This window comes from Apibacter sp. B3546, assembly GCF_009827885.1.
Taxonomy (GTDB): domain Bacteria; phylum Bacteroidota; class Bacteroidia; order Flavobacteriales; family Weeksellaceae; genus Apibacter.
In genome coordinates this window covers 87,796-114,150 of record NZ_WINW01000035.1, presented here as the reverse complement: position 1 = coordinate 114,150, position 26,355 = coordinate 87,796, and the positions used below count along the sequence as shown (strand labels likewise).

The 26,355-nt window shown below is 30.2% G+C and carries 21 protein-coding genes and 2 tRNA genes; 10 read left to right on the top strand and 13 right to left on the bottom strand.

Annotation, left to right across the window (positions count from 1 at the left end):
- Window positions 1–16 precede the first annotated feature (16 nt).
- The 3 genes from leuC to GFU93_RS07630 form a co-directional block, all read right to left on the bottom strand.
- Complete coding sequence (gene leuC, locus GFU93_RS07640) at window positions 17–1,411, bottom strand: 3-isopropylmalate dehydratase large subunit (protein ID WP_160568485.1); 1,395 nt, start codon at window positions 1,409–1,411, stop codon at window positions 17–19.
- Between the two features lie 37 nt (window positions 1,412–1,448).
- Window positions 1,449–2,939 (bottom strand): 2-isopropylmalate synthase, encoded by a 1,491-nt coding sequence (locus GFU93_RS07635; RefSeq protein WP_105297171.1) that lies wholly within the window; start codon window positions 2,937–2,939, stop codon window positions 1,449–1,451.
- Window positions 2,940–4,591: 1,652 nt separating this feature from the next.
- Window positions 4,592–6,028 (bottom strand): ATP-binding cassette domain-containing protein, encoded by a 1,437-nt coding sequence (locus tag GFU93_RS07630; RefSeq protein WP_221411561.1) that lies wholly within the window; start codon window positions 6,026–6,028, stop codon window positions 4,592–4,594.
- Window positions 6,029–6,192: 164 nt separating this feature from the next.
- Here GFU93_RS07630 and GFU93_RS07625 point away from each other — a divergent pair, with 164 nt between their 5' ends.
- From GFU93_RS07625 to GFU93_RS07610, 4 genes are all read left to right on the top strand, one after another.
- Entirely contained in the window at window positions 6,193–7,164 is a 972-nt protein-coding gene (locus GFU93_RS07625; RefSeq protein WP_160568481.1) for a polyprenyl synthetase family protein, read from the top strand.
- Window positions 7,165–7,169: 5 nt separating this feature from the next.
- A complete protein-coding gene (locus GFU93_RS07620) occupies window positions 7,170–8,165 on the top strand; it encodes a GSCFA domain-containing protein (protein ID WP_160568479.1) in 996 nt (331 codons plus the stop codon).
- A gap of 29 nt (window positions 8,166–8,194) precedes the next feature.
- A complete protein-coding gene (locus GFU93_RS07615) occupies window positions 8,195–8,965 on the top strand; it encodes a TatD family hydrolase (protein ID WP_160568477.1) in 771 nt (256 codons plus the stop codon).
- 80 nt (window positions 8,966–9,045) lie between these two features.
- A complete protein-coding gene (locus GFU93_RS07610; protein ID WP_160568475.1) occupies window positions 9,046–10,005 on the top strand; it encodes an acyltransferase family protein in 960 nt (319 codons plus the stop codon).
- A 165-nt stretch (window positions 10,006–10,170) separates the two neighbouring features.
- Here the strand turns inward: GFU93_RS07610 and rpmA are convergent, their stop codons facing one another.
- Window positions 10,171–10,440 (bottom strand): 50S ribosomal protein L27, encoded by a 270-nt coding sequence (gene rpmA / locus GFU93_RS07605; RefSeq protein ID WP_160542760.1) that lies wholly within the window; start codon window positions 10,438–10,440, stop codon window positions 10,171–10,173.
- 20 nt (window positions 10,441–10,460) lie between these two features.
- Window positions 10,461–10,853 carry a 50S ribosomal protein L21 gene (gene rplU, locus GFU93_RS07600; RefSeq protein WP_105297179.1) on the bottom strand — a complete coding sequence of 131 codons (393 nt, stop codon included), beginning with the start codon at window positions 10,851–10,853 and terminating at the stop codon, window positions 10,461–10,463.
- A 147-nt stretch (window positions 10,854–11,000) separates the two neighbouring features.
- Between rplU and fmt the strand changes: the two genes are divergently transcribed.
- The 3 genes from fmt to GFU93_RS07585 all read left to right on the top strand — a co-directional run bounded on the left by fmt (window position 11,001) and on the right by GFU93_RS07585 (window position 13,694).
- On the top strand, window positions 11,001–11,963 hold the full coding sequence (gene fmt / locus GFU93_RS07595; protein ID WP_160568472.1) for a methionyl-tRNA formyltransferase: 963 nt from the start codon (window positions 11,001–11,003) through the stop codon (window positions 11,961–11,963).
- Window positions 11,964–11,971: 8 nt separating this feature from the next.
- The gene (locus GFU93_RS07590; protein ID WP_160568470.1) at window positions 11,972–12,781 is read left to right on the top strand and encodes an HAD family hydrolase; all 810 of its coding nucleotides are present in this window, start codon (window positions 11,972–11,974) and stop codon (window positions 12,779–12,781) included.
- 193 nt (window positions 12,782–12,974) lie between these two features.
- Window positions 12,975–13,694, top strand: coding sequence for a hypothetical protein (locus tag GFU93_RS07585; protein ID WP_160568468.1), 720 nt, complete (start codon window positions 12,975–12,977; stop codon window positions 13,692–13,694).
- 53 nt (window positions 13,695–13,747) lie between these two features.
- Here GFU93_RS07585 and GFU93_RS07580 read toward each other — a convergent pair whose 3' ends face one another.
- The 4 genes from GFU93_RS07580 to GFU93_RS07565 form a co-directional block, all read right to left on the bottom strand.
- The gene (locus GFU93_RS07580) at window positions 13,748–15,517 is read right to left on the bottom strand and encodes a mechanosensitive ion channel family protein (RefSeq protein WP_160568466.1); all 1,770 of its coding nucleotides are present in this window, start codon (window positions 15,515–15,517) and stop codon (window positions 13,748–13,750) included.
- A gap of 304 nt (window positions 15,518–15,821) precedes the next feature.
- The gene (locus GFU93_RS07575) at window positions 15,822–16,604 is read right to left on the bottom strand and encodes a (Fe-S)-binding protein (protein ID WP_160568464.1); all 783 of its coding nucleotides are present in this window, start codon (window positions 16,602–16,604) and stop codon (window positions 15,822–15,824) included.
- Between the two features lie 32 nt (window positions 16,605–16,636).
- Entirely contained in the window at window positions 16,637–17,956 is a 1,320-nt protein-coding gene (locus tag GFU93_RS07570; protein WP_160568462.1) for a (Fe-S)-binding protein, read from the bottom strand.
- 61 nt (window positions 17,957–18,017) lie between these two features.
- A complete protein-coding gene (locus GFU93_RS07565; RefSeq protein WP_160568460.1) occupies window positions 18,018–18,974 on the bottom strand; it encodes an MlaD family protein in 957 nt (318 codons plus the stop codon).
- Window positions 18,975–19,251: 277 nt separating this feature from the next.
- On the opposite strand from GFU93_RS07565, the gene GFU93_RS07560 reads away from it, so the two are divergent.
- The 3 genes from GFU93_RS07560 (at window position 19,252) to GFU93_RS07550 (ending at window position 22,169) form a co-directional block, all read left to right on the top strand.
- Window positions 19,252–19,324: transfer RNA gene (locus GFU93_RS07560), tRNA-Gly, on the top strand.
- 34 nt (window positions 19,325–19,358) lie between these two features.
- Window positions 19,359–19,442, top strand: a tRNA-Leu gene (locus GFU93_RS07555).
- Window positions 19,443–21,122: 1,680 nt separating this feature from the next.
- A complete protein-coding gene (locus GFU93_RS07550; protein WP_160568458.1) occupies window positions 21,123–22,169 on the top strand; it encodes an ABC transporter substrate-binding protein in 1,047 nt (348 codons plus the stop codon).
- A 2-nt stretch (window positions 22,170–22,171) separates the two neighbouring features.
- Here GFU93_RS07550 and mgtE read toward each other — a convergent pair whose 3' ends face one another.
- The 4 genes from mgtE to GFU93_RS07530 all read right to left on the bottom strand — a co-directional run bounded on the left by mgtE (window position 22,172) and on the right by GFU93_RS07530 (window position 26,346).
- A complete protein-coding gene (mgtE, locus tag GFU93_RS07545) occupies window positions 22,172–23,509 on the bottom strand; it encodes a magnesium transporter (protein WP_160542736.1) in 1,338 nt (445 codons plus the stop codon).
- Window positions 23,510–23,604: 95 nt separating this feature from the next.
- Complete coding sequence (locus tag GFU93_RS07540; protein ID WP_105297289.1) at window positions 23,605–24,870, bottom strand: DUF2130 domain-containing protein; 1,266 nt, start codon at window positions 24,868–24,870, stop codon at window positions 23,605–23,607.
- A 165-nt stretch (window positions 24,871–25,035) separates the two neighbouring features.
- Window positions 25,036–25,743 carry a hypothetical protein gene (locus GFU93_RS07535; protein WP_160568456.1) on the bottom strand — a complete coding sequence of 236 codons (708 nt, stop codon included), beginning with the start codon at window positions 25,741–25,743 and terminating at the stop codon, window positions 25,036–25,038.
- Window positions 25,744–25,767: 24 nt separating this feature from the next.
- Window positions 25,768–26,346 carry a rhodanese-like domain-containing protein gene (locus tag GFU93_RS07530; protein WP_160568454.1) on the bottom strand — a complete coding sequence of 193 codons (579 nt, stop codon included), beginning with the start codon at window positions 26,344–26,346 and terminating at the stop codon, window positions 25,768–25,770.
- Window positions 26,347–26,355 lie beyond the last annotated feature (9 nt).

Here is a 26,355-nt window from a genome sequence, read left to right as displayed (position 1 = left end):
TTGTTTTTTTAGAGGATTAGTTTAGTTTTCTAGGATCGGTTATTTTTCCGGTTACAGCAGCAGCAGCAGCTACTAAAGGGCTGGCCAAAATTGTTCTGGCTCCGGGACCTTGTCTTCCTTCAAAGTTTCGGTTAGTGGTGGAAACGGCATATTTTCCTGCCGGAACTTTATCATCATTCATAGCTAGACAAGCGGAACAACCCGGTTGACGAATTTCGAATCCTGCTTCTTCTAATATTTTATATAAACCTTCATCGATCAGTTGTTGAGCTACACGATGACTTCCGGGAACTAGCCAAGCGGTTACATTTTCTGCTTTTTTCTTGCCTTTTACAAAATTTGCAAAAGTTCTAAAATCTTCAATTCTTCCGTTGGTACAACTTCCAATAAATACATAATCAATGGGTTTTCCTTCCATTTTTTCTCCCGGATTAAAGCCCATGTAATCCAATGATTTTTTGAAAGATATTTTACCGGTTTCATCCAATCCGTCTAAAGTAGGTATGGATCCGGTTATAGATATTCCCATACCCGGGTTAGTACCGTAGGTAACCATAGGTTCAATCTTAGTAGCGTCAAAAGTATATTCTTTATCGAATTGGGCTCCTTCGTCGGTTTTCAACGTTTTCCAGTATTCAACTGCTTCCTTCCATTTATCTCCTTTAGGAGCAAAGTCTTTACCTTTAAGATATTCAAATGTGGTTTCATCCGGTGCAATTAATCCGCCTCGTGCGCCCATTTCAATACTTAAATTACAAAGAGTCATTCGTTGTTCCATATTAAGATTTCGAATAGCTTCTCCTGCATATTCAACAAAATAACCGGTAGCTCCTCCTGTGGTAAGGGTAGATATCATATATAATGCTAAATCTTTAGCCGTTACTCCTTCACTTAGGGCTCCGTTAAAATTAATTCTCATTGTTTTGGGTCTGCTTTGAAGAATACATTGAGTAGCCAAAACCATTTCAACCTCACTGGTTCCTATTCCAAATGCAATAGCTCCGAAGGCACCGTGTGTAGAAGTGTGACTATCTCCGCAAACGATGGTCATCCCCGGTTGGGTATAGCCATTTTCAGGACCAATAATGTGAACCACTCCATTTCTCTCATTTCCAAGAGCATAAAGGGTAAGGCCAAATTCTTCCGCATTTTTAGAAAGGGTATCTAATTGTTTTTTTGATACAGGATCTTTTACCGGTTGATCTTGATTACAAGTGGGTGTATTGTGGTCGGCAGTTAACGTTGTTTGAGAGGGTCTAAAAACTTTTAATCCTCTTTCTCTTAGTCCGTTGAAGGCTTGGGGACTGGTAACTTCATGGCAAAAATGCCTATCTATATATAATTGGGTGGGCCCATCTTGTATAGACGTAACCGTATGAGCATCCCAAATTTTGTCAAAAAGTGTTTTCATGGTATATTCTCTTTTTTAATTGGTTTTGTATATAGTGTTAAACGGTAAATTTATTTATTGCATCAAGATAAGCTTCAACGGAAGCAGTCACAATATCGGTATTTGCTGAAAATCCGTAATAATTTTTACCCTTATATTCAACTTGCATGTGAACTTTTCCTAAGTCGTCACTTCCTTTGTTAATAGCCTGAATTAAAAACTCATGAATAGTCATTTGTTTTTTAAGAATGTCTCTTACGGTGTTAATTGCTGCATCTACAGGTCCGTTTCCGAAAGAAGTCGAAGTGAATTTTTCGCCGGCTATATTTAGGGTAACAATTGCAGCATTTTTAATTCCTTTTCCGGAAGTAACTTGTAAGTAATCGAGTTTTATACGGTTACTTTCATTAGGTTCTTTTCCTACTAATATTAAAAGATCATCGTCATTAATATCTTTCTTTTTATCAGCAAGTTCTAAAAATCGTTCGTATATATTGGCTAATTCATTCGCTTCTACTTTAATTCCTAGTAAGTTCAGTCTGCTTTTAAGGGCATGACGACCACTTCGGGCGGTAAGCACTATAGCATTGTCATCTATTCCAACTTCTTTAGGATCAATGATTTCGTAAGTTGAAAGATTTTTTAATACTCCGTCTTGATGAATTCCGGAAGAATGGGCAAAAGCATTTCTACCAACTATTGCCTTATTAGGTTGAACAGGCATATTCATTAAGCTGGAAACCATTTTGCTTACCGGGTATATTTTCTTTGTATTAATATTTGTGTCAATAGATAATTCTTTATGACTTTTTATAGCCATAACAACTTCTTCAAGTGATGTATTTCCTGCTCTCTCTCCAATTCCATTAATCGTTACCTCTACTTGTCTGGCACCATTGATAACTCCCATAAGTGAGTTGGCTGTTGCCATTCCTAAATCTTGATGGCAGTGAGTAGATAAGATGGCATTTTTCATATCTACATGGTCAATTAAGTATTTTATTTTTTCGCCATATTCTGTAGGTAGACAGTATCCGGTGGTATCAGGGATATTGATAACTGTTGCTCCTGCATTTACAACTGCTTGGACCACTTGGGCTAAGTATTCATTGTCAGTTCTTCCCGCATCTTCAGCATAGAACTCAACATCTTCAACGAATTTTTTTGCATATGCAGTTGCGGCAACGGCTCTTTTTATGATTTCTTCTCTGGTAGAGTTAAATTTATATTTTATGTGGAAATCAGAAGTTCCGATTCCAGTATGTATTCTTTTTTTCTTGGCATATTTGAGAGCATCGGCAGCTACTTCTATATCTTTTTCAACAGCACGGGTTAGAGCGCAGATGGTAGGGTTTGTTACAGCTTTGGAAATAGCTTCTACAGAAGTGAAATCTCCCGGACTCGAAATGGGAAAACCGGCTTCAATAACATCGACCCCTAATTCTTCTAATGCTTTAGCAATTTCAATTTTTTCAATTGTATTTAATTGACACCCCGGGACCTGTTCTCCATCCCTTAAAGTAGTGTCGAAAATGAATAATTTATCCATCCTTGGTATCGTTTTCTTTTTGTGATTAAAAAACATTAAAAAGCCTTTCTCCTTAGAGTGAGAAAGGCTTTTTATATTTTGTATAATTTACAACACAAGCATTACTCACCCTGAGCTTGACCCAGAATCAGAATAATGCTAATTATGTTAGTAAACAATGACATTCTTTGTATTAATTATAATTGGGCGCTAAATTATGATAATTTTTTTAATTGCCAAAATAAATTTAATAAAAAATATTTTTACTTTATATTGATTTGTGTATTTTTTTAAGGCATTACTTTTTGGGTTTGTGAAATTATAAATCTGAAATTTATCAAAATGTAATAAAAAATGAGTTCATATCTTATTGTTTTATCCATTATTCAAAATACTATTAAACTAATAATCGTATAATATTTTAATTTAGTAATTATATTTTAATGAATAATAAAAATCAATATCACTATAATTTATTTTAAATAAATTATTTCTACTGTTATTTTTTGTTCACTTATATAATTAATGTAAAAATATGAATATGATAAAGAAAACTCTTTATTAGTAAATTTTTTTATTTTAATTGAAGTTAAACTAAAGTTTATAGGTTATTATTCCAATGAATGGTTAATTATTAAAGGGTCTTATATAAATTATGAAGCAGGTTTTATTAGAAGGGGATTATTCGGAAGTATTTTATTTTTTTTAGCTAATAACACACCTATTGAACCTTTTAAATTTCAACCTATTTTTGAAATTATACTTATAATTCTTTTGGTGTTTTTTATAATAAAAGAATTTTACTTAAATAAGTTAGAGCCTTATATTTTATTTGGAAGCTTTATGCTTATTAATGTTATTGCATATAAAATGTTTTTTACATTAGATGTTTTATTGATTGTTTATTTTCTTTTCCAATTATATGTTACTAACAAAATAAAATCTTTTAATTTAAAAATTGTAATATGTAATTTGATGAGCATATTTATGATTCTTATACATGAAGCTTATTTTGTTTTTACTTTTTTTCCAATCCTTTATTGTCTCAATATTACTAATTTAAATAGTGTATCTATTAAGAAAATTTCATTATTAATCCCTTCTTTTTTCGTTTTTTTATTAGTAGGAATTTGTTTTAATGGCAGCAATAGGGATATAAATATAATTATAAACAGTTGGAATAAATTTGGAACAGATCATTTGAATAGTATTAAAGAGCTTTATTGGGTCTTTAATTCAACAGATGAGGTAATTATGTGGAAAATCCCTATTTTTAAAAAACATCCAATTTATCTCTTAGGCTTTTTTTTAAATACTTGTTTAATTTTTTTAGCATGTTTATTTATTTGAAAAAAATTTTTCGTTTAAAATCAAATAATATATTTTTATTTTTAACATGTCAATATATAGCTATTCTTTTGATATGCTTGATTGCTGTTGATTATGTTAGAAGGTTTTGGTTATCCAATATGATAACTATATTTACATTAATTTATGTGAAATCATCTAATAGTTTTTTTACAAGAATAAATTTTTAATTACCGAATAGAATATATTCTGCTAATTAATATATTATCTTATTTATAGGGTTGCCCTTAGGTGGGAACTGGTCCCCAACACAGTTTATACATACCATGCCTATAAAACACCTTTTTGATTTTGTAAATAGAATTTTATTGTATTTTAGTTAGGGAGAGTTCATGATTTATTAAAGAAGGTAGCTCTTCTTTATAGTGGGTCACGTAGATCAAAGCTTTTCTTGAATCACAAAATTTTTCGATAATTTGCAAAACACGAAATTTATTATTCATATCCAGTCCATGAAGGGGTTCATCAAGAATAACGAGCGAAGGATTTTTTACAAATACACGAGCTAATAAAACTAAATGTTGTTCTCCTGTCGATATAGAGAGAAAAGAAGAATTTTTAAGTTTTTCAATTCCCAAAATTTCCATCCATTGCAAGGATATTTTTATTTGCTCTTGATCACATTTTCTGTATAAACCAATAGTATCAAAAAATCCTGATCCAACTACTTCCAAGCATGTTACATTTTTTTGATAATATAAATGCATTTCCGGTGATATATATCCCATATGTTTTTTAATATCCCAAATACTTTCTCCTGTTCCTCTTTTTTTATCAAAAAGGAGAATGTCATTGGCATATGCTTGAGGATTATCGGCAGCAATTACACTCAATAAAGTTGATTTTCCGGAGCCATTAGGACCGGATAATGCCCATTTTTCACCTTTTTTAACTTTCCAAGATATATTTTTCAAAATGGTTCGGTTGCCATATCGGATATTTATATTATTTAATTGTAAAGCATAGTTATAACTAATTTCCTTTGGTTGATTAGAAGGGTATGGAAGTTTTTTTAATTCATAATTAAAATGAGGAAACAATTCATTTTGCAGTTTTTTATCTTCAAAAAATTCTTGAGAGGTTTTACTTGGGAATAATGTTTTGTTGTTAATGGGTAAAACGTGAGTAATGATTGGAGAAATATCAGCAATGTTTGAGATGAGTACTATTACCTGTAAGTTTTGTAAATTTTTAAGGTCGAGTAAAACCTGATCTAAAACTTGTCTGGCTTTAGTATCTAAGCCAATATACGGATTGTCTAATATTAGAATCTCGGGTTTAGTGGATAAAGATTGAATAATTAAAAATTTTCTGAGTTCTCCGCTCGAAAGGAGATCAATATTTTTCTCCATTAAGTCTTCAATTCCTACTAAGGAAATGAGATATTCCATCCATTGTAAATCAGTATTCTTGAATAATAGATCCTTAACTTGGGGCGTTTCATCTTCCAATCCTTTGTTCCACCTTTGTTGGTAATAGCTGTTTTGAGTCTTGGAAAGGGCATGAATATTCTTAAAAGCAACTATTTTTATAAAATCAGAGAGATGATTAAATTTTTTAGTATAACTAATTTTACCTTCTTGTAAAGCATATTTGCCTAATAAAATATCAATTAATAAAGATTTTCCCGCTCCATTTGGTCCAATGACAGCCCAATGTTGGGCAGGTGTTATTTTCCAATTTATAGGAGTAGAAAATTTAGCAAATTCTTTTTGTGGGATTATGTTATCCAATTCTACCATAGTGTTCATTTTAAAAATACCTTTTTATTTATATTTATAATCTATAAAAAAATAATTATTCCTATCAAATGTAAAATATTGATAGTAAATTTATTCACAAGGGTAGGAAGAATATTTTACAAAACCTTATCTTTGTAACAATATATATAGGAAAATACGAAAAAATGCCTTTTTTAGATAAATATAGATCAATCATTAGAGATGCTATAAATAAACATAAATTAACAAATCCTCCCCATCAACTTTATGACCCCATCAATTATATTTTATCAATAGGAGGAAAACAACTACGTCCTATATTTTTATTAATGTCATGTGATCTGTTTAAAGGAAATATTGAAAGAGCTGTAAAACCCGCTTTGGGAATAGAGTATTTTCACAATTTCTCTTTGATGCATGACGATATTATGGATAAAGCCACTTTACGTAGAGGCAAAGAAACCGTTCATGTTAAGTATGATGAAAATGTAGCAATTCTATCGGGGGATGCGTTGATGGTTAAGTCTTTTCAAATGTTAGAGGACTTAGAACCTCAATTATTTAAAAAATGTTTTCATTTGTTTTCCCAAACTGCTTTAGAAGTTTGTGAAGGACAGCAGTATGATATGAATTTTGAAAAACAATCGAATGTGCCATATGAAGAATACATACACATGATTACCGGGAAAACGGCTGTATTGTGTGCTTGTGCTTTTCAAATGGGCGCATTATTAGCAGAAGCAGATGAAGAGGACTCAAAAAATATGTATGAATTTGGCAAATCATTGGGAATTGCTTTTCAATTAATGGATGATTATTTGGATTTATTTGGAAATCAAGAATCCGTAGGAAAAAAACATGCAGGAGATATTGTTGAAAATAAGAAAACGATCTTATACATCTTAGCTCGACAAAAAGCAAATGATGAACAGAGACAAAAATTAAATCGTTGGTATACAATTACAGGAGAAAATATAGACAAAGTAAACGAAGTTTTAGCTATTTTTAATGATTTGAATGTTGGAGATTCTTGTTTAGAATTAATTAAAACCTATTCAGATCAAGCAAGAAACTATTTAGATAAAGTTACAGCAGATGCTACCAAAAAACAGGCTTTTTATAAACTGATCGATTATTTATTAGTTAGGGAAAGTTAATAAAGATGATATTTAGAACAGAATTACCATATAATCCTAATTCAATTAAACTTGATTACAAAAGTAAAATATTTACTATAGGTTCCTGTTTCGCTACCGAAATTTCCAATAAATTATCTCAGTATAAGTTTTCAGTATTTCATAATCCTTTTGGTGTTATATTTCATCCTTTAGCTGTTGAAAATGCAATCATGAGAATTTATTCCCAGGAAGAATATCAATCATCAGAACTTTTCAAATATGAAGAATTATATTTAAGTTGGGATCATCATTCTTCTTTTAATGATATATCTAAAGATAGGGTGTTATCTCATATCAATCAGAATATAAATTTAGCTAATAAGTTTCTACAAGAGACCGATATGGTTATAATTACTTTAGGAACTTCATTTGTATACAAATTAAATCAATTTGATATAATAGTAGCTAATTGTCATAAAATTCCGAATACACATTTTTCTAAATTATTATTGGCAGAACATCAAATAAAAACTTCTTTGAAAAACATCATTGAAATGTTGACGGATATGGGAAAGAAAAACATGAAAATTTTTTTTACATTAAGTCCGGTAAGACATAGTAAAGATGGTTTGGTTGAAAATAATATAAGTAAATCCAAGCTTTTATGTGCCATCCATTCGGTGGTCGAATCGTACGATAATTGTGAATATTTCCCATCGTATGAATTTATGATGGATGATTTACGGGATTATCGTTTTTATAAAGAAGATTTAATTCATCCAAATGATGTAGCCATAAAATATATATGGGAGAAATTTAAAAACGCTCATATTTCACCTGATGAATTTTCAACCATGCAAATGGTGAAAAAAGTAAACGCTTCTTTACAACACAAAATTCAAAATACCCATACGATAGCCTATAAAAAATTTTTATATAGTATTGTAAAAAATATTCAGAATTTAGAGCCACTTTTACCACCGGGTGCTTTTAAAGAAGAATATCAGGAATTAAGAAAAAAAATGAATGATTCTTATTAAGATAAGTTAAAAAATACTCAAATTAAACAATGCTATTAATAGATAGTCATACTCATTTATATTCCGAACAATTTGATCACGATAGAGAAGAAGTGATTCAAAGAGCCCTGGATCATGGAGTACAACGTTTTTACTTACCTTCCATAAATTCATCTTATTACCCTAAGATGGAAGAACTTAAAAATAAATATCCTGAAAACATGTTTTTAATGATGGGGCTTCATCCTTGCGATGTAAAATTAGATTCATACGAAAAGGAATTAGCCTTTATTGAAAATAAACTTTCCGAGGAAAAATTTGCAGCCGTTGGAGAAATAGGATTGGATTTATTTTGGGATACTTCAACTTTGGAAATTCAAAAGTATGCTTTTATAAAACAAATTCAATTAGCTAAACAATATAAACTTCCGATCGTTATTCATGTTAGAGAAGCTTTTAATGAAGTATTGGAAATAGTAAGAAAAGAAAAAGATACGAATTTGTATGGCATAATTCATTGTTTTACGGGTAACTTAGAACAGGCAAAAGAGTTTGTAGATTTAGGCTTTTATTTAGGAATCGGAGGAGTTGTTACTTTTAAAAATGGAAAAATTGATCAATTTTTAAAAGAAATTCCTATTGAAAAGATTGTTTTGGAAACAGATTCTCCATATTTGGCACCTTCTCCTTTTCGTGGCAAAAGAAATGAATCATCCTATTTAAAAATTATTGCCGATAAACTTTCGGATATCTATGAGATGTTGCCTGAAAAAATAGGGGCTGTAACTTCTGAAAATGCCGGAAAAATTTTTAAATTATAATAATAAATAAAACTACAGCTAATACTTGCTCTGGTTACTAAAAGATAAATAACATTCTTCGGAAATGAAATATAGTTCTTATGCAAAGAAATAAGCTCTTTGATTCGTTAAAATTCGGATTAATTTTCTTAATGGTTTATGGACATACCTTGCAATTTAATAACGGGCATATAAGGGATACAATCTTTGGTTTTATTTATACCTTTCATATGCCATTATTTATTTTTATATCCGGTTATTTTTCAAAAAATATTACTTGGGAAAAATATAAAAAATCTTTTATATCATTAATAATTACTTTTACCATTTTCCAATTTATTTATTCATTTCCTCTAATTTTTGCAGGATTTAAAAATTGGTTAATTTTTTTTATTAAACCCAAAGGATGGTATATCATTGGATTATTAGTATGGCGTTTTTTATTTTTAATCGCAAAAGATAGGGTTTCAAAAGTAACTTTTTTACTAATCTCTTTTTTATTCCCTTTGGGCGTAGGATTCTTAGATTCCGAAATATTCATGTTCAGAATATTTACCTTTTTTCCTTATTTTTTACTTGGCGCCTTTTGTAAGGAAGTCAGTATTGGAAGGATAAGGAATATTAATAAATTATATGCAATATTATTTTTGGTTGTAGTATTTATTAGTATTTACTTCGTTGTAAATAAAGAATTTTTGATTTCTTTATTCGGGGAAGATCCTTACATAAAAAATTATAAAACCCGATATGAAGGATTCTTATATAGGATTTTAGTGTATGTTTTAGCAATAACGGTTTCAATTGGAATTATAAATGTAATACCGGATACCCTGGGTAAATATGGTTCTAAAACGTTGGAAATTTACTTGATGCATCACATTATATTAAATTTTTTTTATGTTGGCTTATTTCCTCTATTGAATTTTAACCCAAGCTTACTCTTAAATTTAGGTGTTACAGCTCTAATTGTCATTACTTGTTTATATCTGGCAACATTTAAAATTGTTAAATTCATAATGTCCCCATTAGATTATTTTAAAAAAATTATAGTACATAGATAACTAATTAAAAATTCAATCCTACGGGTTATTTATTAATATTTTTTAGTTGTTGTTGATTTAAACTTAAACCAATAAAGTCGATTTTTATTTAAATATCAATAAATAAAAAAAATCCGGTAGTTATTACCGGATTTTCATATTTTTAATATAATCGTATTAAATTTTTTAAGCTTGAGCTTCAGTACTAGGTTGTATTGAAACATAAGAACGATTATTTTGTTTTTTTCTAAAAACTACTACACCATCTGTAAGAGCAAACAAAGTATGGTCTTTTCCCATTCCAACATTATCACCTGGGTGATGAGTTGTTCCTCTTTGTCTCACTAAGATGTTACCTGCTTTGGCGTCTTGACCACCGAAAATCTTTACTCCTAATCTTTTGGAATGTGATTCTCTACCGTTTTTGGAGCTACCAACTCCCTTCTTGTGTGCCATGCTTTAATTACTTTTTTAAATTAATCTTCTGCTTTTACTTCTTTAACTTCCGCTTCTTTTTCTTTTTTAGGAGCTGCTTTTTTTGCAGCCTTTTTAGGAGCTTCTGCACCACCTATGGAAACGATTTGAATTTGAGTAAATTGTTGTCTGTGACCGTTTTTTACTTTGTAACCTTTTCTTCTTTTCTTTTTGAAAACAATTACTTTGTCTCCTTTTACTTGATCTAAAACTTTAGCGACTACTGTCACTCCATTAATAACCGGGGCGCCAACTGTTACAGAACCGTTATCGGTAAGCAATACTTTGTCAAAAGTAACTTCATCGTCAATATTTGCTTTTAAACGGTTTACGAACAATTTTTGGTCTTGCTCAACTTTGTATTGAAGCCCTGCTATCTCTACAATTGCATACATAAAATTTTCGTTTTTTGAACTGCAAATATAATGATTTTTTTCAGAACGAAAATGTAAAATGTATAAATATAAAAAAGTGATAAATGTATAATACAAAAAATACAATGTTTACCTTTGTATTATACAAAATTTATACGCGAATTTTACATGACAAGAAAAGCTCTAAGAATAGTCTACATGGGAACTCCGGAGTTTGCTGTAGCTCCTTTAGAAGAAATAATAAAATCCGGATATGAAGTAGTAGGAGTAGTAACTACCCCTGATAAACCGGCGGGAAGAGGACAAAAAGTGGCTGAATCAGCCGTTAAAAAATATGCAGTAAGTCAAGATTTGACTTTGTTCCAACCCGCAAAAATGAAAGATCCCGAATTTATAAATCAGCTTCAACAATTAAATCCGGATGTAATCGTTATTGTAGCTTTTCGTTTATTGCCTAAAGAAGTTTGGTCTATTCCAAAATTAGGAACTTTTAATTTACATGCATCCTTATTGCCTCAATACAGAGGAGCTTCACCTATTAACTTTGCTATTATCAATGGAGATAAAGAATCGGGCGTTACCACATTTTTTATTGATGATAAAATTGATACCGGTGAAATTTTGTTGCAAGCTAAGACAGAAATTAAAGATTCCGATGACGCCGGAATTTTACATGATAAACTAAAAAATTTAGGAAAACAATTAGTAGTAAAAACTCTTGAAGGCCTTTCAGAAGGAACATTAAAACCTCAAAAACAAATTTTAAAAGAGGGGGTTGAATACAAATATGCTCCTAAATTATTTAAAGAAGATTGTCAAATACATTGGGATGCACCTTTAGAAAATATACACAATTTAATAAGAGGTTTAAGTCCTTATCCTGCTGCTTTTACCCATTTGTCGATAAATGGAGAGTCTAAAATATTAAAAATTTATAAGGGGCATTATAAAATTGAAAAACATATTCTAGATATTGGAACTGTATGTATTGAAGGCAAAAAAACATTTAAAATTGCAGCCGCCGATGGATTCTATTTTTTAACTGAAGTTCAATTAGAAGGAAAGAAAAGAATGGGGATTTCAGATTTTATAAACGGATTAACAATAAAACATAATTTAAAAGCTAACTAAAATAATATATGGACTATAGTAAGTTAAAACTGGTAGTTACAGATATGGATGGAACACTGCTTCATTCAGATTATACACTCAATCAAGAGTTCTTTACAATATATGAAAAACTGAAAAAGTTGGATATAAAATTTGTCGTAGCAAGTGGAAGACAATACGACAGTCTCTTAGGGGTTTTTGAAAAAATTAAGAATGAAATATATTTTATTGCTGAAAATGGAGGAAACGTAGTACACAGAGGAAAGCAGTTATTTATCCATGAATTGGATCAAAATGTTATCCATGAAGTAGCCCAATTGATACGTCCCTTACCTAATACTCAAATGCTTTTATGCGGTATAAAAAGTGCATATATTGAAGAGGGATTTTCGGAATTTGAAAAACAAATAGCTCCCTATTATCCTAAAAGGAAAATTATTCCGAGCTTTCAGGAGCCTATTGATGATCAGATAGTTAAAATGGCGATATACAACAGTGTAGGTTCGGAAGAAAATATTTTACCTTATGTAAAACACCTTAGCGAAAATTACCAAGTAGTAGTATCAGGTAAATTTTGGCTGGATATTTCTGTTAAAAATGCCGATAAAGGATTTGCTTTAAAAGAAGTTCAAGAAATATTAAACATATCTAAAGCAGAAACTATGGCTTTTGGAGATTTTTTAAATGATATAGGAATGATGCAGGAAAGTTATTTTAGTTATGCAATGAAAAATGCACATCCTAAATTACAAGAAATTTCCAAATTTAAAACAGATTCCAATGATGAAGATGGGGTTTTAAATATTTTAAAGGAGGTAATAGCACAAAGGGAAAGATAATACATTGGAAGCCTAAGTCTCTAAATGTTCAGAATATTTTAAAATAGGGTCATTATTTATGAATAATTCTGAAAAGAAATTATGAATAAGAAAACAGTTAAATATACCGGCTGAATTCAATGGTTGTTTTATTAATAACTCTGTAAATTATCAATTTTAAATAATACATATTAATTTTTTAAATAATAAAAAAATGAAAAGAAAAATACTTACCTTATTACTGGTTATTTCTTTTATAGCGAAAGCAAATGTAGTAACCGGTACTCATTGTACAGTCTTATCCAAAGAGATTGAAAAAGAACCAACATTAGAATCCGTTTTAAATCATTATTATGTTGCTGTGGCCGGTAGTAAAGAAAAATTACAACAAATAACCACTTTGATTTCTGAGGGCAAAATAACATTTGCTCAGTTGCCGGAACCTGCTGATTTAGAAATTAAATACAAAGCACCTAATAAATTTGTATCTAAAATATCAATCATGGGTCAAACTATTATTAAAGGTTTTGACGGAAAAAAATTATTTTCAAATTTACCCGCAACCGGTGAAAAAGATGAATTAAATGAAATGAAAGTTAAGAAAGGGATTTTTTCAGAATTGTATATAACCAAAGATAATGCGGTGTTAGAAGGTAAGAAAAACTTAGACGGTAAAGAAGTTTATAAAATTACGGTTACAGAAGGACCCATTAAAACTATTCTTTATTTCGATGTTGAAACGGGATTTAAAGTAAAAGAAGAAACTATAAAAGAAAATGAAGTTGTATCAAAAGAATATTCAGATTACAAAGATTTTGAAGGATATAAGTTCTCCACCAAAATAAAAACCAAAGTACCCGGTCAAACAGCGGTTCAAACGATAACCAGCTATAAAATAAACCCTAAACTAGACGATTCCCAATTTAAACTATAAAAATAAAAGAAGAAAAGGCCTTTTTAAGGCCTTTTTTATTATATTGTATCAATTCAATCATTGGATTGGTGTTTGTATTGGGAGGGCATTACAATTTCATTACCATCGCGTTCTGCATAAAAATGAGGCGATAAAATTTCAATTCCTTCTTCATGAAAACGATCCATAATATTTTTATGAAGATTTGAATAAACTTTAGGCATAGCCAAATCCCGATCCGTATAGGCGTTAATCTGATAACAGCAATAGAAATCTTCCAATTCTTTCACCAATACAAATGGAGCAGGATTTTTTAACACTCCTTCTGCATTAGTAGCTGCTTCAATAAGTAAATCTTCCACTTGTTTGCGGGGAATATCATAACCCACCGTAATATCTGAATATATTATAATCCCGTAATTTCTTGCCGAAGCGCTATAATTAACTGTTTGAGAGGAAAGAATAAAAGAATTAGGAATAGTAATTAATTCATTTTTTGAAGTCCTAACTCTCGTTACAAAAGGTGTTTTTTCTACGACATTACCAATGGTATCATTCAGCTTAATCTGATCTCCGATTTTAAATGCACGCATATAAGTAATAACCAATCCGGACATTAAGTTTCCTATTACGGTAGTAGATCCTAATGATATAATAAGACCGATAAATACGGAAATTCCTTGAAAGGCGGGAGAATTAGAATTAGGAAGTAAAGGCCAAATCATAATAAACATAAAAGAATAAAGTAAAAATCGAAGTATGTTGAACGTTGAATGCGCCCAATCCGGATAGAAGCCTTTGATTTTAATTCTTTCTTCAGCTATTTCTCCTGAAAAATACTTTAATATTTTTATTATGTATTTGAAAATTAGATATATAAAAATTATCTTAACTAAATTGGGAATATAATGTATAATGGTATTTCCCATATCTTTAGCAAGATTTCCCATAAAAGTAAACATGTGATATACATATTTTTCTGTTTCAGGGAAAATCGAAAATATGATAAAAATAGATATAATTAATTGGACAATGATAAATGAATATTTGGTAACTTTTGTTATAGAAACCAATAAAACTTCCTGTCGATCATTCGTAAGAAATTTATTTGCTTTGAATTTCTCATTAATTATTTTCTTGAGGCGACTCTTAATTTTTATAAATAATTTTTGGGTAAAGTATATGGCAATTATTTGAGCAATAATGACTAAAAATAAAATTAAAAATGACTTAATTTTTTGTTGAAGACCATATTTGGAGTGTAATTCAGATATTTTTTTAGAAATAATTGCTGTATATTTTTTGGCAAGATCTTGACGAGTGGTATTTTGCCATAAACCATCTTGATCCGATAAAGTAATTATAACTTTTTCTCCGGACATAATATCTGTAACGTATTCGGTTTCATACATGTATATAGAATCGGGTTTAAGCTTAAGTTTTTTTCCTTCTGCTATTATTACTTCCTTTACCTTACTTGCCCGGTCTGCGGGCATTACGCCGCCTCTCCGAGCATATAAATTAAATAAAGTGTCATTATCGATTACAACAGGATACCCTTTGGTGATCGCCCGTAATGAGTCAATTTGTTTTTTTTGTAATGCTTTTTTTAGGGAATCGGTTTTTCCCATATTTTTCTTTTCATTCAGAAGGGCAATTTGACTTAATTTTAATTCCTGAACTTGCATTTTAAGTTCTTGAATCTTAAGCGAATCTTTTTTTTCTTTGGATAATAGGGAATCTTCGTGTATGTTATTCTTTTCATTAATATGTTGAGCATATATACCTATCGCTGTGAATAAATATAGGATAACAAAATATATTTTTCGGTTAGTTTTTCTCATGAGGTGGTTTTTATTGGCTTGGTGTATGTAATTAATTTTAAATGATTTATGATAAATTTAAAGAAATTGATCTACTAAAGATTACTATTCAAGAACTATAATTTTAATACAATATAATAGTTTTTTTCTAATTTGATATATAATATAAATAGTAATTAATGGAATAAATATTTTATTTTAAAGCAAATAAACTAATAATATTTCAAAATAAAAAATAAATATTTAAGACAGATTATGATATATTTAACTGAATAAGATACAGTTATAATAAAAAAAGATTTATAAGTAGGAGAGGTGGATAAGATTAGCTTAAATTTTCATTTAACAACTCTGCTAAATCTTTAACATAGATTTGAGAGTTATTATTTTTTGATTGAAGACCGTCTGTAAGCATCGTATTGCAGAAAGGACATCCCGTTGCTATTATATCGGGATTAAGTAGTAAAGCCTCTTCTGTTCGCTCAACATTGATATCTTTGTTACCGGGTTCCGGTTCTTTAAACATTTGTGCTCCACCCGCACCGCAACATAAACCGTTTTTTTTACATCTTTTCATCTCTAACAAATTAACTTCCAATTGGGCCAACAATTCACGAGGAGCTTCATACACATCATTAGCTCTTCCCAAATAACAGGGATCATGGAAAGTTATCTTTTTTCCTTTATAAATTCCACCCTTAACTTTTATTCTACCTTCATTTAAAAGAGAAACTAAAAACTGTGTATGATGTAAAACTTCATATGTTCCTCCTAATTGAGGATATTCATTTTTTAGAGTATTAAAACAATGAGGACAAGCGGTAACAATTTTTTTTATTTCATATGAATTTAAAACTTCAATATTCATCAAGGCCTGCATTTGAAATAGAAATTCATTTCCGGCTCTTTTAGCCGGATCTCCGGTACAACCTTCTTCCTGCCCTAAAATAGCAAACTCAATATTGGCCTTTTGAAGTAAAGAAGCAAATGATCTTGTTATTTTTTTGGCTCGATCATCAAAACTTCCGGCACATCCCACCCAAAAAAGTATTTCAGGGGATTTTCCTTCTGCCTTAAATTCTGCCATAGTTTTAATAGGTCGATCCATATTTTACGTTTATTTACAAAAATAAATTAAAATTATTCTTTAGTCCAATTGGCTCTATCATTTTGACTGAATTGCCAGGGGGCATTATTATTTTCTATATTGCTCATCATAGAATTTAATTCGCTAGGAGCAGCTGTTTTCTCCATTACTAAATATCTGCGCAAATCAATTAGTATGGAAAGTGGGTTTATCAATAATGGACAAGCCTCCACACAAGCATTACAAGTTGTACAAGCCCAAATCTCTTCAGGAGTAATATAATTACCTAAAAGTTGTTTTCCATCATCTAAAAAATTCCCGTTCTTGTCAATATTTCTACCGATTTCCTCGATACGATCTCGAACATCCATCATGATTTTTCTTGGAGATAATTTTTTTCCGGTTAAGTTTGCCGGACAACTTGATGTACACCTTCCACACTCAGTGCAGGTATATGCATTCAATAATTGAATCCAAGATAAATCAGTAGCGTCACTGACTCCGAATTTTTCAGGTAATGATTCTTCCGTTGATGCATGATAAGGATCAGCATTGGGATCTAATAATAATTTTACTTCTTTAGTTACAGAGTCCAAATCATTAAGTTGACCTTGTTTTTGAAGGTTAGCAAAATAAGTATTTGGAAAAGCAAATAGGATATGTAAGTGTTTGGAAAAATATAAGTAATTTAAAAAAAAGAGAACCCCGAGGTAATGAAACCACCAGGCTGATTTTTGCATTATATACAAACTTTCAACTGAAAAGGTCGAAAATACATTATTAAATATGAAATTGCTTATAGGAAAAAATCCGCATGAATATAAAATACCTTTTTTTTGAAGAGTAAAATCGGCAGCATTCATAATGAGCAAAGAAAGCATCATTAAGAACTCAATAATCAAAATAAGATTTCCGTCCATATGCGGCCAACCCAGCAAATCTTTGGAATTAAGCCTTGGAACTTTGATTATATTTCTCCGTATAAAAAATAGGGTTACCGCAATTAAAACAGAAAATGATAGAATATCTACCGTTCCGGTTGTCAAATTGTAAAGAGGAGAGGGGAGAATTTTTCCGAAATACCGATGGGTTCCCCATATACCATCAACAAATATTTCAATTAATTCTATATTTATGATGACAAATCCAATATATACAACAAGATGTAAAATTCCGGCAACCGGACGGGCTAATATTTTCCCTTGCCCAATGGCAATACGTAAAACTAATTTCCATCTTTTGGAGGGATTATCCGAACGGTTTTCTGCTTTACCTAATAATATATTTCTTTTTATTTTAAGGATATTACGAACAAACAATCCAATTCCTGCAAATGCAAGAAGTAAGAATATGATGCTCTGTATGTAATCCATAAATAGTGTATTAGTGGATATTCAACCCTTATAACATACTATATTATTTGGCTGTTCCTTCTTATTTACTCTTTTTTCCGCCACCTCCGAAAATTGAAAAGTGAACATATCTTTTTGGATTGGTTTTTAAATCATCCAATAAAACACTTAAATTTTTCGAAGCTTGAGTTAAGTTAGTATATAAACCGGGATCATTTATTAGTTTGCCCATTGAGCCTTCTCCCGAATTTATTTTACCGGATATTTCGTTAAGATTATTTAACGTTGATTCTAATTTTTTAACGGCAACATCTAAATCTGCTTTATTGATCTTATCAGCCATCATTCCATATTTTTCAACCGTAGTATTGGTTGTTACCATCATTTTATTGGCATTATCAATAGCTAAATTAATTTTTGAAGAATTATTAGCCAGTAATTGGTTAGCCCCTTTACCTAATTTATTGAATTCTGCTATAGCTTGATTTAAATTTGCTAAAGAAGATTCTATATTTTGACGGTTTTTTTCATTAAGAAGTTTATTAGTTGAAGCTAGAGTGGAATCCAGTCTTAATAAAACTTTATTGGCATTATCACTAATTGGTTTTATCTTTTCTTCGGCTAAATCCATTAGGCCCGGCAATAAACTTCCTTTCAAAGTATCTCCTGTTTTTGCTATTTCTGCTTGATCTTCAGCTAAAACCAAATTAATTTCTGCACCATTCATAAAACTGGTAACTATTTGAGCTACAGAATTTTTAGAAAATTTATAATCTTTATCAACATTTATTGCTACAATAAAGCTTATATTTTTAGTTTTGGTTGGTACAGGAATGATAGATTCCACCATTCCGACTTTTAAGCCGTTTATATTTACATTTTTAGATTTAGATAAGCCTTCTACTTTATTATATTTTACATAATAGGTGTTTTGATTTGTAAAAACGTTTTGCGCTTTTAAAAATTTAAACAACCACCAAAAGGCTAATAAAGTTACAATTACTATTATACCCGCTGTAAATTCCTTTCTTGCTTTCACTTTTAAATTTTGAATAACTTTTCGACAAATATAAACAATTAATAAAAATTCTATTCTTTTTTTTAAGTTGAAGATGCATAAATCAGATATAAATAGAAGTTTTGAAACCTTTTTAGCCTAAGCGTTACTAAATTAGTAATTTTTTAATAGATTGAATACTAATGGTATAAATCATGTAAGAGTAAAAATAGTTTAAAAAATGAAAAAAAAGTTTGCAGATAAGAAAAATCAATTCTATATTTGCAAACCAATTTACAAGAAAGACGTTAATTGAAGCGCGAAAATAGCTCAGCTGGTAGAGCACGACCTTGCCAAGGTCGGGGTCGCGGGTTCGAGTCCCGTTTTTCGCTCAGGTTTGATAATTAAAATACTAAAAATACTAATGCCCCGGTGGTGGAATTGGTAGACACGCAGGACTTAAAATCCTGTGGCCATTAGGCTGTACGGGTTCAAGTCCCGTCTGGGGTACTCAAAGACCGTTAATCATTTTGAAATTCAAAAGATTAGCGGTTTTTTTATTTGGGAATTATCTCTCCCACAATCATTTTAAATATTTATCCTCCTTTTAATATAGTCATGAATAGTAATCTAAATTTTTCTGCATTATTTTGTGATTTATTGATTATTAGACAAATATAGCATTGAAAATAACGGATTTGAGTAATGAGCCGATTATATTAAGATACTTAACCATATGATAATTAATAAATTCCTTTAATTTATCAAAAGTTAAAAGGGTAGGAGTTTTTAAATATTTTCTCTTTTTCAGGGTTTTAAAAGTATTCTCAATGCCTATACATTTTAAAAGAAGTTCAATTTCCCAACTAATCTTTTGTAAACTGGAATATATTTATCGATATATAATACATAGCCATTTTTGTCATCACAAATAAAAACTTCTCCATATTTCATTGACATTTGAAATTGATAATCCATTGGAGCTATTAATCTTTCATGCCTCTTATGATCTTTTTTATCGTGAAGTTAATTGAATTTGGAATAAGTACATTAAAGAAAGCACAATGTAATATTTCAAGAGCTATGTCTTTTTCTTGTTTTGTTGCTTTTATCATTCTATTAAAACAGCAATAAAATTAATTTTTAATGAAAACAAATAATTAATTATAAACATAATAGCTAATCTAAGATAAAAAATAAAAATGAATCAAACATTAATTTTAGTTTTTATAAATTTTATGAATATATAATTTCATAAAAATATAAGAAATACTAAGCTCAATATCTCATATTTTAATTTGTTTAGGTATATAAAACAATGATTTTCAATAAAATGATGGATAAAATAATGGGTTTGTTTTTAAAATATTAATTTTTAACATAATTTTTATTTAATATAAATAATGTAAATTTTATACTTATTGATAATTATTATTTTTTCATCTTATTTTTTAAGAGATAAAATATAATACAAGATATATATTGTGAATAATTCATCTATTTTGAAATTATTATTTTAATTATTAAATTACGGTAACAGCCAAAGGTTAAATTTCTTACATTTGATGTAATAAATTCGTAATCAGGGTTTATTAACACTAAAATTTTGTAATAATTTATTTAATCAAAAAGAGTAAATAAATTTCAAATGCCAAAAAAATACTTTTTTTGGCATTTGTTTTTTAATAATTATTATAGTTAATTTTAAAATTATCGTAGCTATTTCAATAAATTTTAACTATCCATTTTAAGTCATATTATATATTTTATATATCTTTCTCTTCATAGATAAAAATAGTTCAAAAAATATTATAAATTTAATATGAGTAATAAATATCACGGGGAGAGCGATAATTCTCCCCGAGATTTAAAATATAATAAAAAAATATCAAAAAAAATATAGGATAAACAATAAAATTATAAATTTTATAATAATTGATATATTTATATATCCCTAAAATCTATATTCTTATATATTATATATAACTAAAGATTTTAAATTTTAAAATAGTAATGAATAAAAAAACGATTATAATAGAAAGTTCAAAAAAAGTTCAAAATAGGAAGTCTTAATTTTGGGATAATATATAAGATTTGAATCGATATACTGCTAAAATAAAAATATGTGTATTTATAAATTAAAAAAATGTTTACTTTAAGTAGTTTTGTAACGAAAATCATGAATTGTTTATGAGGAAAATATTCATTTTTTGTGTATTTGCAATTGTCTTATTTTCTTGCAGAAAATCTTTTGAAAAATCCGTTGCTTCTAAAAACGAATACGCGACTAATTTTTCAATTCAAAACGAAAATAATCAACTAATTATAACATCTGCGGGCAGTCGTTTAGTTTTCCCCCAGCATTATAAAAGTAAACGATGTGTAATTACTACTACTTCTGCCTCGGCGTATATTGATGCATTGGGAGAGATTAACTCCATTGTAGGTGTTTGTTCACCCCATTATTTCTATAATCCAAAAATCAAAGAGAAAATTAAAAACAATACCATCGAAGATATAGGAAATGACGGAACGTTGAATTTTGAAAAAATCTTAGCTTTAAAACCAGATTTAATTATATCCGGACATAACCCCAATTATGAAAAAATTTTAAATCAACTGTCTAAACAGGGTATTAAAATTCTTTATGTAGAAGAATTTATGGAATTACACCCACTAGGAAAAACAGAATATCTAAAATTATTCGGAACAGTTTTTAAACAGCTCCCAAAGGCCGACAGCATCTTTTCTATAGTAAAAGAAAACTATTTAAAATTAAAAGAAAAATCGGCTCATATTAGTACGAAACCCACCGTTTTTACCGGAATTATGTATGGAGATTCCTGGTATATGGCAGGAGGAAAAAGCTTTTTAGCTACTCTTTTCAGAGATGCGGGAGCTCATTATTTATGGCAGGATAATAAAAATTCAGGATCTGTTCCCATGACTTTTGAAGAAGTACTAAGTAAAGCTAAAAATGCCGATTTATGGATAGGAACCAGTAATTTTAAATCCAAAAGAGATTTGTTAAATTCCAATACAAACTATGAATGGTTTAAAGCATATCAATCAGGAAACGTATATGCATTAAATAACAAAGAAAACCAATCATTCGCTAATGACTACTACGAGTACGGAAGCATTTATGCGGATAAAGTATTATCGGATCTCATTAAAATCATACATCCCGAACTAGTTCCTGAATACCAATTAACGTATTTACGTAAATTAGAATAAATTTAGAGTAACACACCACTTAAAATAAGAGAAGCGATAGTAAAATAAATAATTAATCCGGTTACGTCCACCATCGTTGCCACAAAAGGAGCAGAGGAAGTAGCAGGGTCTAATTTAAATAAACGTAAAATGAAAGGAATCATAGAACCGGAAAGAGTTCCCCATAATACGATTCCGATAAGTGAAGTAGCAACCGTAATTCCGATGAGCAACCAATGAGGACCATAATCGTAAAAATTAAGATTTTGCCATATAAGTATTCTGATGAAACCAATTACTCCTAAAGTGATCCCTAATAATAGACCCGAAAAAATTTCTTTTTTCATAACGTACCACCAGTCTTTCAATTTGATTTCATGCAAAGCCATAGCCCGTATAATCAGGGTAGCCGCTTGAGATCCGGAATTTCCCCCACTGGATATAATTAGAGGCACAAAAAGGGCTAAAACCACGGCCTTTTCAATTTCCTCTTCAAAATGGACCATAGCACTGGCGGTAAGCATTTCTCCAAGAAAAAGTATGATTAACCATCCGGCCCGTTTTCTAAATAAAGTTAAGAGTGGAGTATCACGATAAGGAATATCCAAAGCTTCCACACCACCAAATTTTTGTATATCTTCCGTATCACGTTCCTTAACAATATCCAAGATATCATCCACGGTAACTATACCAACCAATACCCCGGTTTCGGAAATAACTGGAAGGGTGCTTCGGTCATAATCTTCAAAAACGCGAATGGCATCCTCCTGGTTCATCATGCTTTTTAAAGCAATGAAATTGTCATCTCCTAATTCTTCCAATTTACTGTCATCATCGGCAAGTAATAACTTTCCTATTTTGATGTCATCCAGTAACTTGTCATTCTCATCGACAATGTAAATGAAATTTAGAGTTTCTGCTTTCCTTCCATATTTTTTAATATGTTGTAAGGTATGTTTTACTGTCCAGTATTTTTTAGCTTGTATATAATTGGGCGTCATTAAACGTCCTACGCTGTCTTCCGGATATCCTAAAAGCTGTAAAGCAATTTTTCTCTCGTTTTCGTCTAATAAATTTATGGTGTTTTTAATAAGATCGTCCGGCAGATCCACAAAAAATTCTGTACGGTCATCCGGAGCCATTTCGTTTAACAAATCGGCAATGTCTTTTTTACCTAAACCATGCAACAATTCTTGTTGAATTTTAGGATCTAAATACGTAAAAACATCCGTTTTTTGATTACGAGGAAGCAGAAAAAAGTTTAAAATCCGATCTTTTTCGGAAAGCTCTTCAAGTTGTTCTGCGATGTCATTTGGGTGAAGATCTTCAATAGGAGTGCCTTCAAAGATATTTTTTTCCATAGACTTTTTTTTTAGGTTATGTTATTGAAGAGTACTGCAAATATAATTCTAAATTATATATAAAGAAGTATATTTTTTAGTATTGTGTATATTATTTATTCATCAAAGCCTAAGGTTTCGTCAGAATTTAATTCTAAAGCCTGTATATTTTGAATTGCATTTCCTGCTATTCCTTTAATGGAGCCGTACATGGAAATTGTATTTTCGATTACCTTTTCGATTTGCTTTTCTCGTTTGGACCATATATTCATCATAGCCCTTTTTTCTTTACTAAGCTCGTCTTGCATTTGAGTAAATCCTTCAACAATACCTTCAATACGTAAACGGAATTCATTTCCGGTAAGAAAATCGTAGAGCATTTCCATCTTATCGCCTTTATTTTCTTGGGATTTAATAATGGTGCTGAATTGAATGATGGAATGTCTTAAAACGGCACTCAACCCCTTAAATTCATTATAGGTACAAATCCAAATGCCCTCTTTCATTCCCATTCGGTCCATGTCTGAAGGCATTACTTCAGTAATAAGAACTCCGGTGTTTGCTTTTTTCTCACGGATATCATTTTTGAATTTTTCAATCCATGAGTTTTGGAAATCTTTTGTTCTTTTACTTTCATAATAAATTGAGCCGCAATTTTGGATTTCACGGGTATTTACAATTTGAAGGCAGTCGGCACCACGGACCCCTTTTTTTATTTCGTTGATAGTATCTAAAGGAAAATTTTGAGCTAACCATTCTTCAATAGCTAATTCCTGAACTTCTCCCTGCAATTGCATGGATCCTTGTTCTTGTTTTCGCTTCATTTCTTCGGTGAGCCTTTTCTGATCTTCCAGTTGTTTAAGTAACTCCTTAAACTTTAACTCATTTTTTTCATTTTCTTGTTTGCGAATTTTTTCTCTTTCTCGTAGAAGTTCATCATTTAATTTTTTTTGAGCTTCTGCTTCAAAAACGGCTTTCAACTCTTCTTTTTCTCTACTTAATTTGAAAATCTCCGCTTGCATCTTATTTAATTCTTGAAGCTTTTCAGATTTTTCGGCTAATTCTTTTTCATAAAGAAAAATGCGTTCTTGATTCTCTTCCTCAATTTTCTTTTTCAGATAACTTTCAATTTCAAGAGTCTTTTCTTTGGTTATTTTCGAGAGTCTTTCCTGAAAAATTTCATTCTCTTTCTTTTTCTTGGCCTCAAATTCTTCTTTTTGCCGCTCCAATAAATTGTTTTTTTCTTGAAGCTCTTTTTGAGAAGAAAGAAATTTTTCTTGGTATTCTTTCTTTATGGATTCTTCTAATTGATGTTTAAGGATATCATTCACATCAATTACATTTCCACAATTCGGGCATTTTATCTGAGTTTGAGAATTCATAGTACACATTTACTATTTAACAACGCAAAGGTACAAAATATGTAAATAAATGTAAATGAGTTACTAGGAGGCTGTTTTAGATTTTACAACTGAAACCGGCATCTTGTTGCTTCATTGCGAAAAGTATAAAATAAAAATTGTACTAAGTACTAATTTTTTATGTAATTATTTTACCAACTCCACTTTTAAATCCGTTTTTTGAGGAGCAGCCAAATACTCGGAAGCATCAAATACCATAGAAAGACTTTTTTTGTCTTGAGAAATTACGGCCGAAGAATTGTTTACTTTCTTTATTTCTTTCGGAAACGTATAAATGGTTTTAAAAGTACCACCCGTGAATAAGGGGAGAATGCTTTGAGCCACAGAATCATTTTTTAAACTTTCGGATTTCACGGACTTTTTACTAAATACGTTGCCCTTCCAATGAAAAGTTGAGTTGGTTAGAAATTCCATGTTTTTGGAAGGGTTGTTTTTTGAATTATCAATAGAATTTAAAGCGGCGAGAGCGGAATTTAAAGACGCACTATTGGTAAAATCCCCGTAAATCAATACATAAAATTCCCCTTTCTTTTCATCCTGGTGCACTTTGATAAATAGGGGCTTAAGTGCTTCTACCTTTTTTTGATTCTCGAGCGATAATTTTGATATGCTATCCTTTTTTTGAGTAAGTAAGTTGTTGAATGAAATTAGAGTGTCTTTATAAATGCCTTTATTCAGACTATCGGGCATAATTTTCATAAATTCACCGGCATCAATCAAATAAGAATAAGTAAGATTGCCTTCAGGATTGAACGTAATTTCCTCACGTATGGAACAACTTATAAGTAAAACAATTGAATAACATAGAATTAAGATTTTTGAGATAGACTTCATATATTTTATGATTAAAATTATTTTTTACTTTACAAGTTCCTTTCCATTTTTCAACCAGCTGTTAAGCCCGCCGTCTAAATTATAAATGATTTGAAACCCATGATCTTTTAAAACATTAGCCGCATAAAAACTTCGTATTCCGGATTTACAATAAACGGCTACCGGGCTGTTTTTATCTAATTCTTGAATTTGGTTTTCAAAACTGGGATCGTCTACACTCATATTAACAGCATCATATATATGGCCACTTTTGTATTCTACTAATGTTCGTACATCAACAATCTGCGTTTGGCGTATTCCTATTTCCCATGAAAAGGTGGATACCGGAACTGTTTGAATTAAAGGGTTTTCTCTATTAATTGTGTGGTAGGCAGAAGAAACGGTATCCTCAGAAGTAACTATGCTGTCTTTTTTTAAAGAAGGAAGAGACTCATCTAATTTAACAGGATTTACGGATGCCGGAGGTTTGCTGTATCTGGGTAAATCGGAAGTAAGGATTCCTACTTCGGGTGGGGTAGTATAGGTATTTACTGATTCCCTGTAATGAGTTTTACACGAAAGTAAAATCAAGGAGAGCAGAACTATAAAAAATAATTTATTCATAGATTTGAA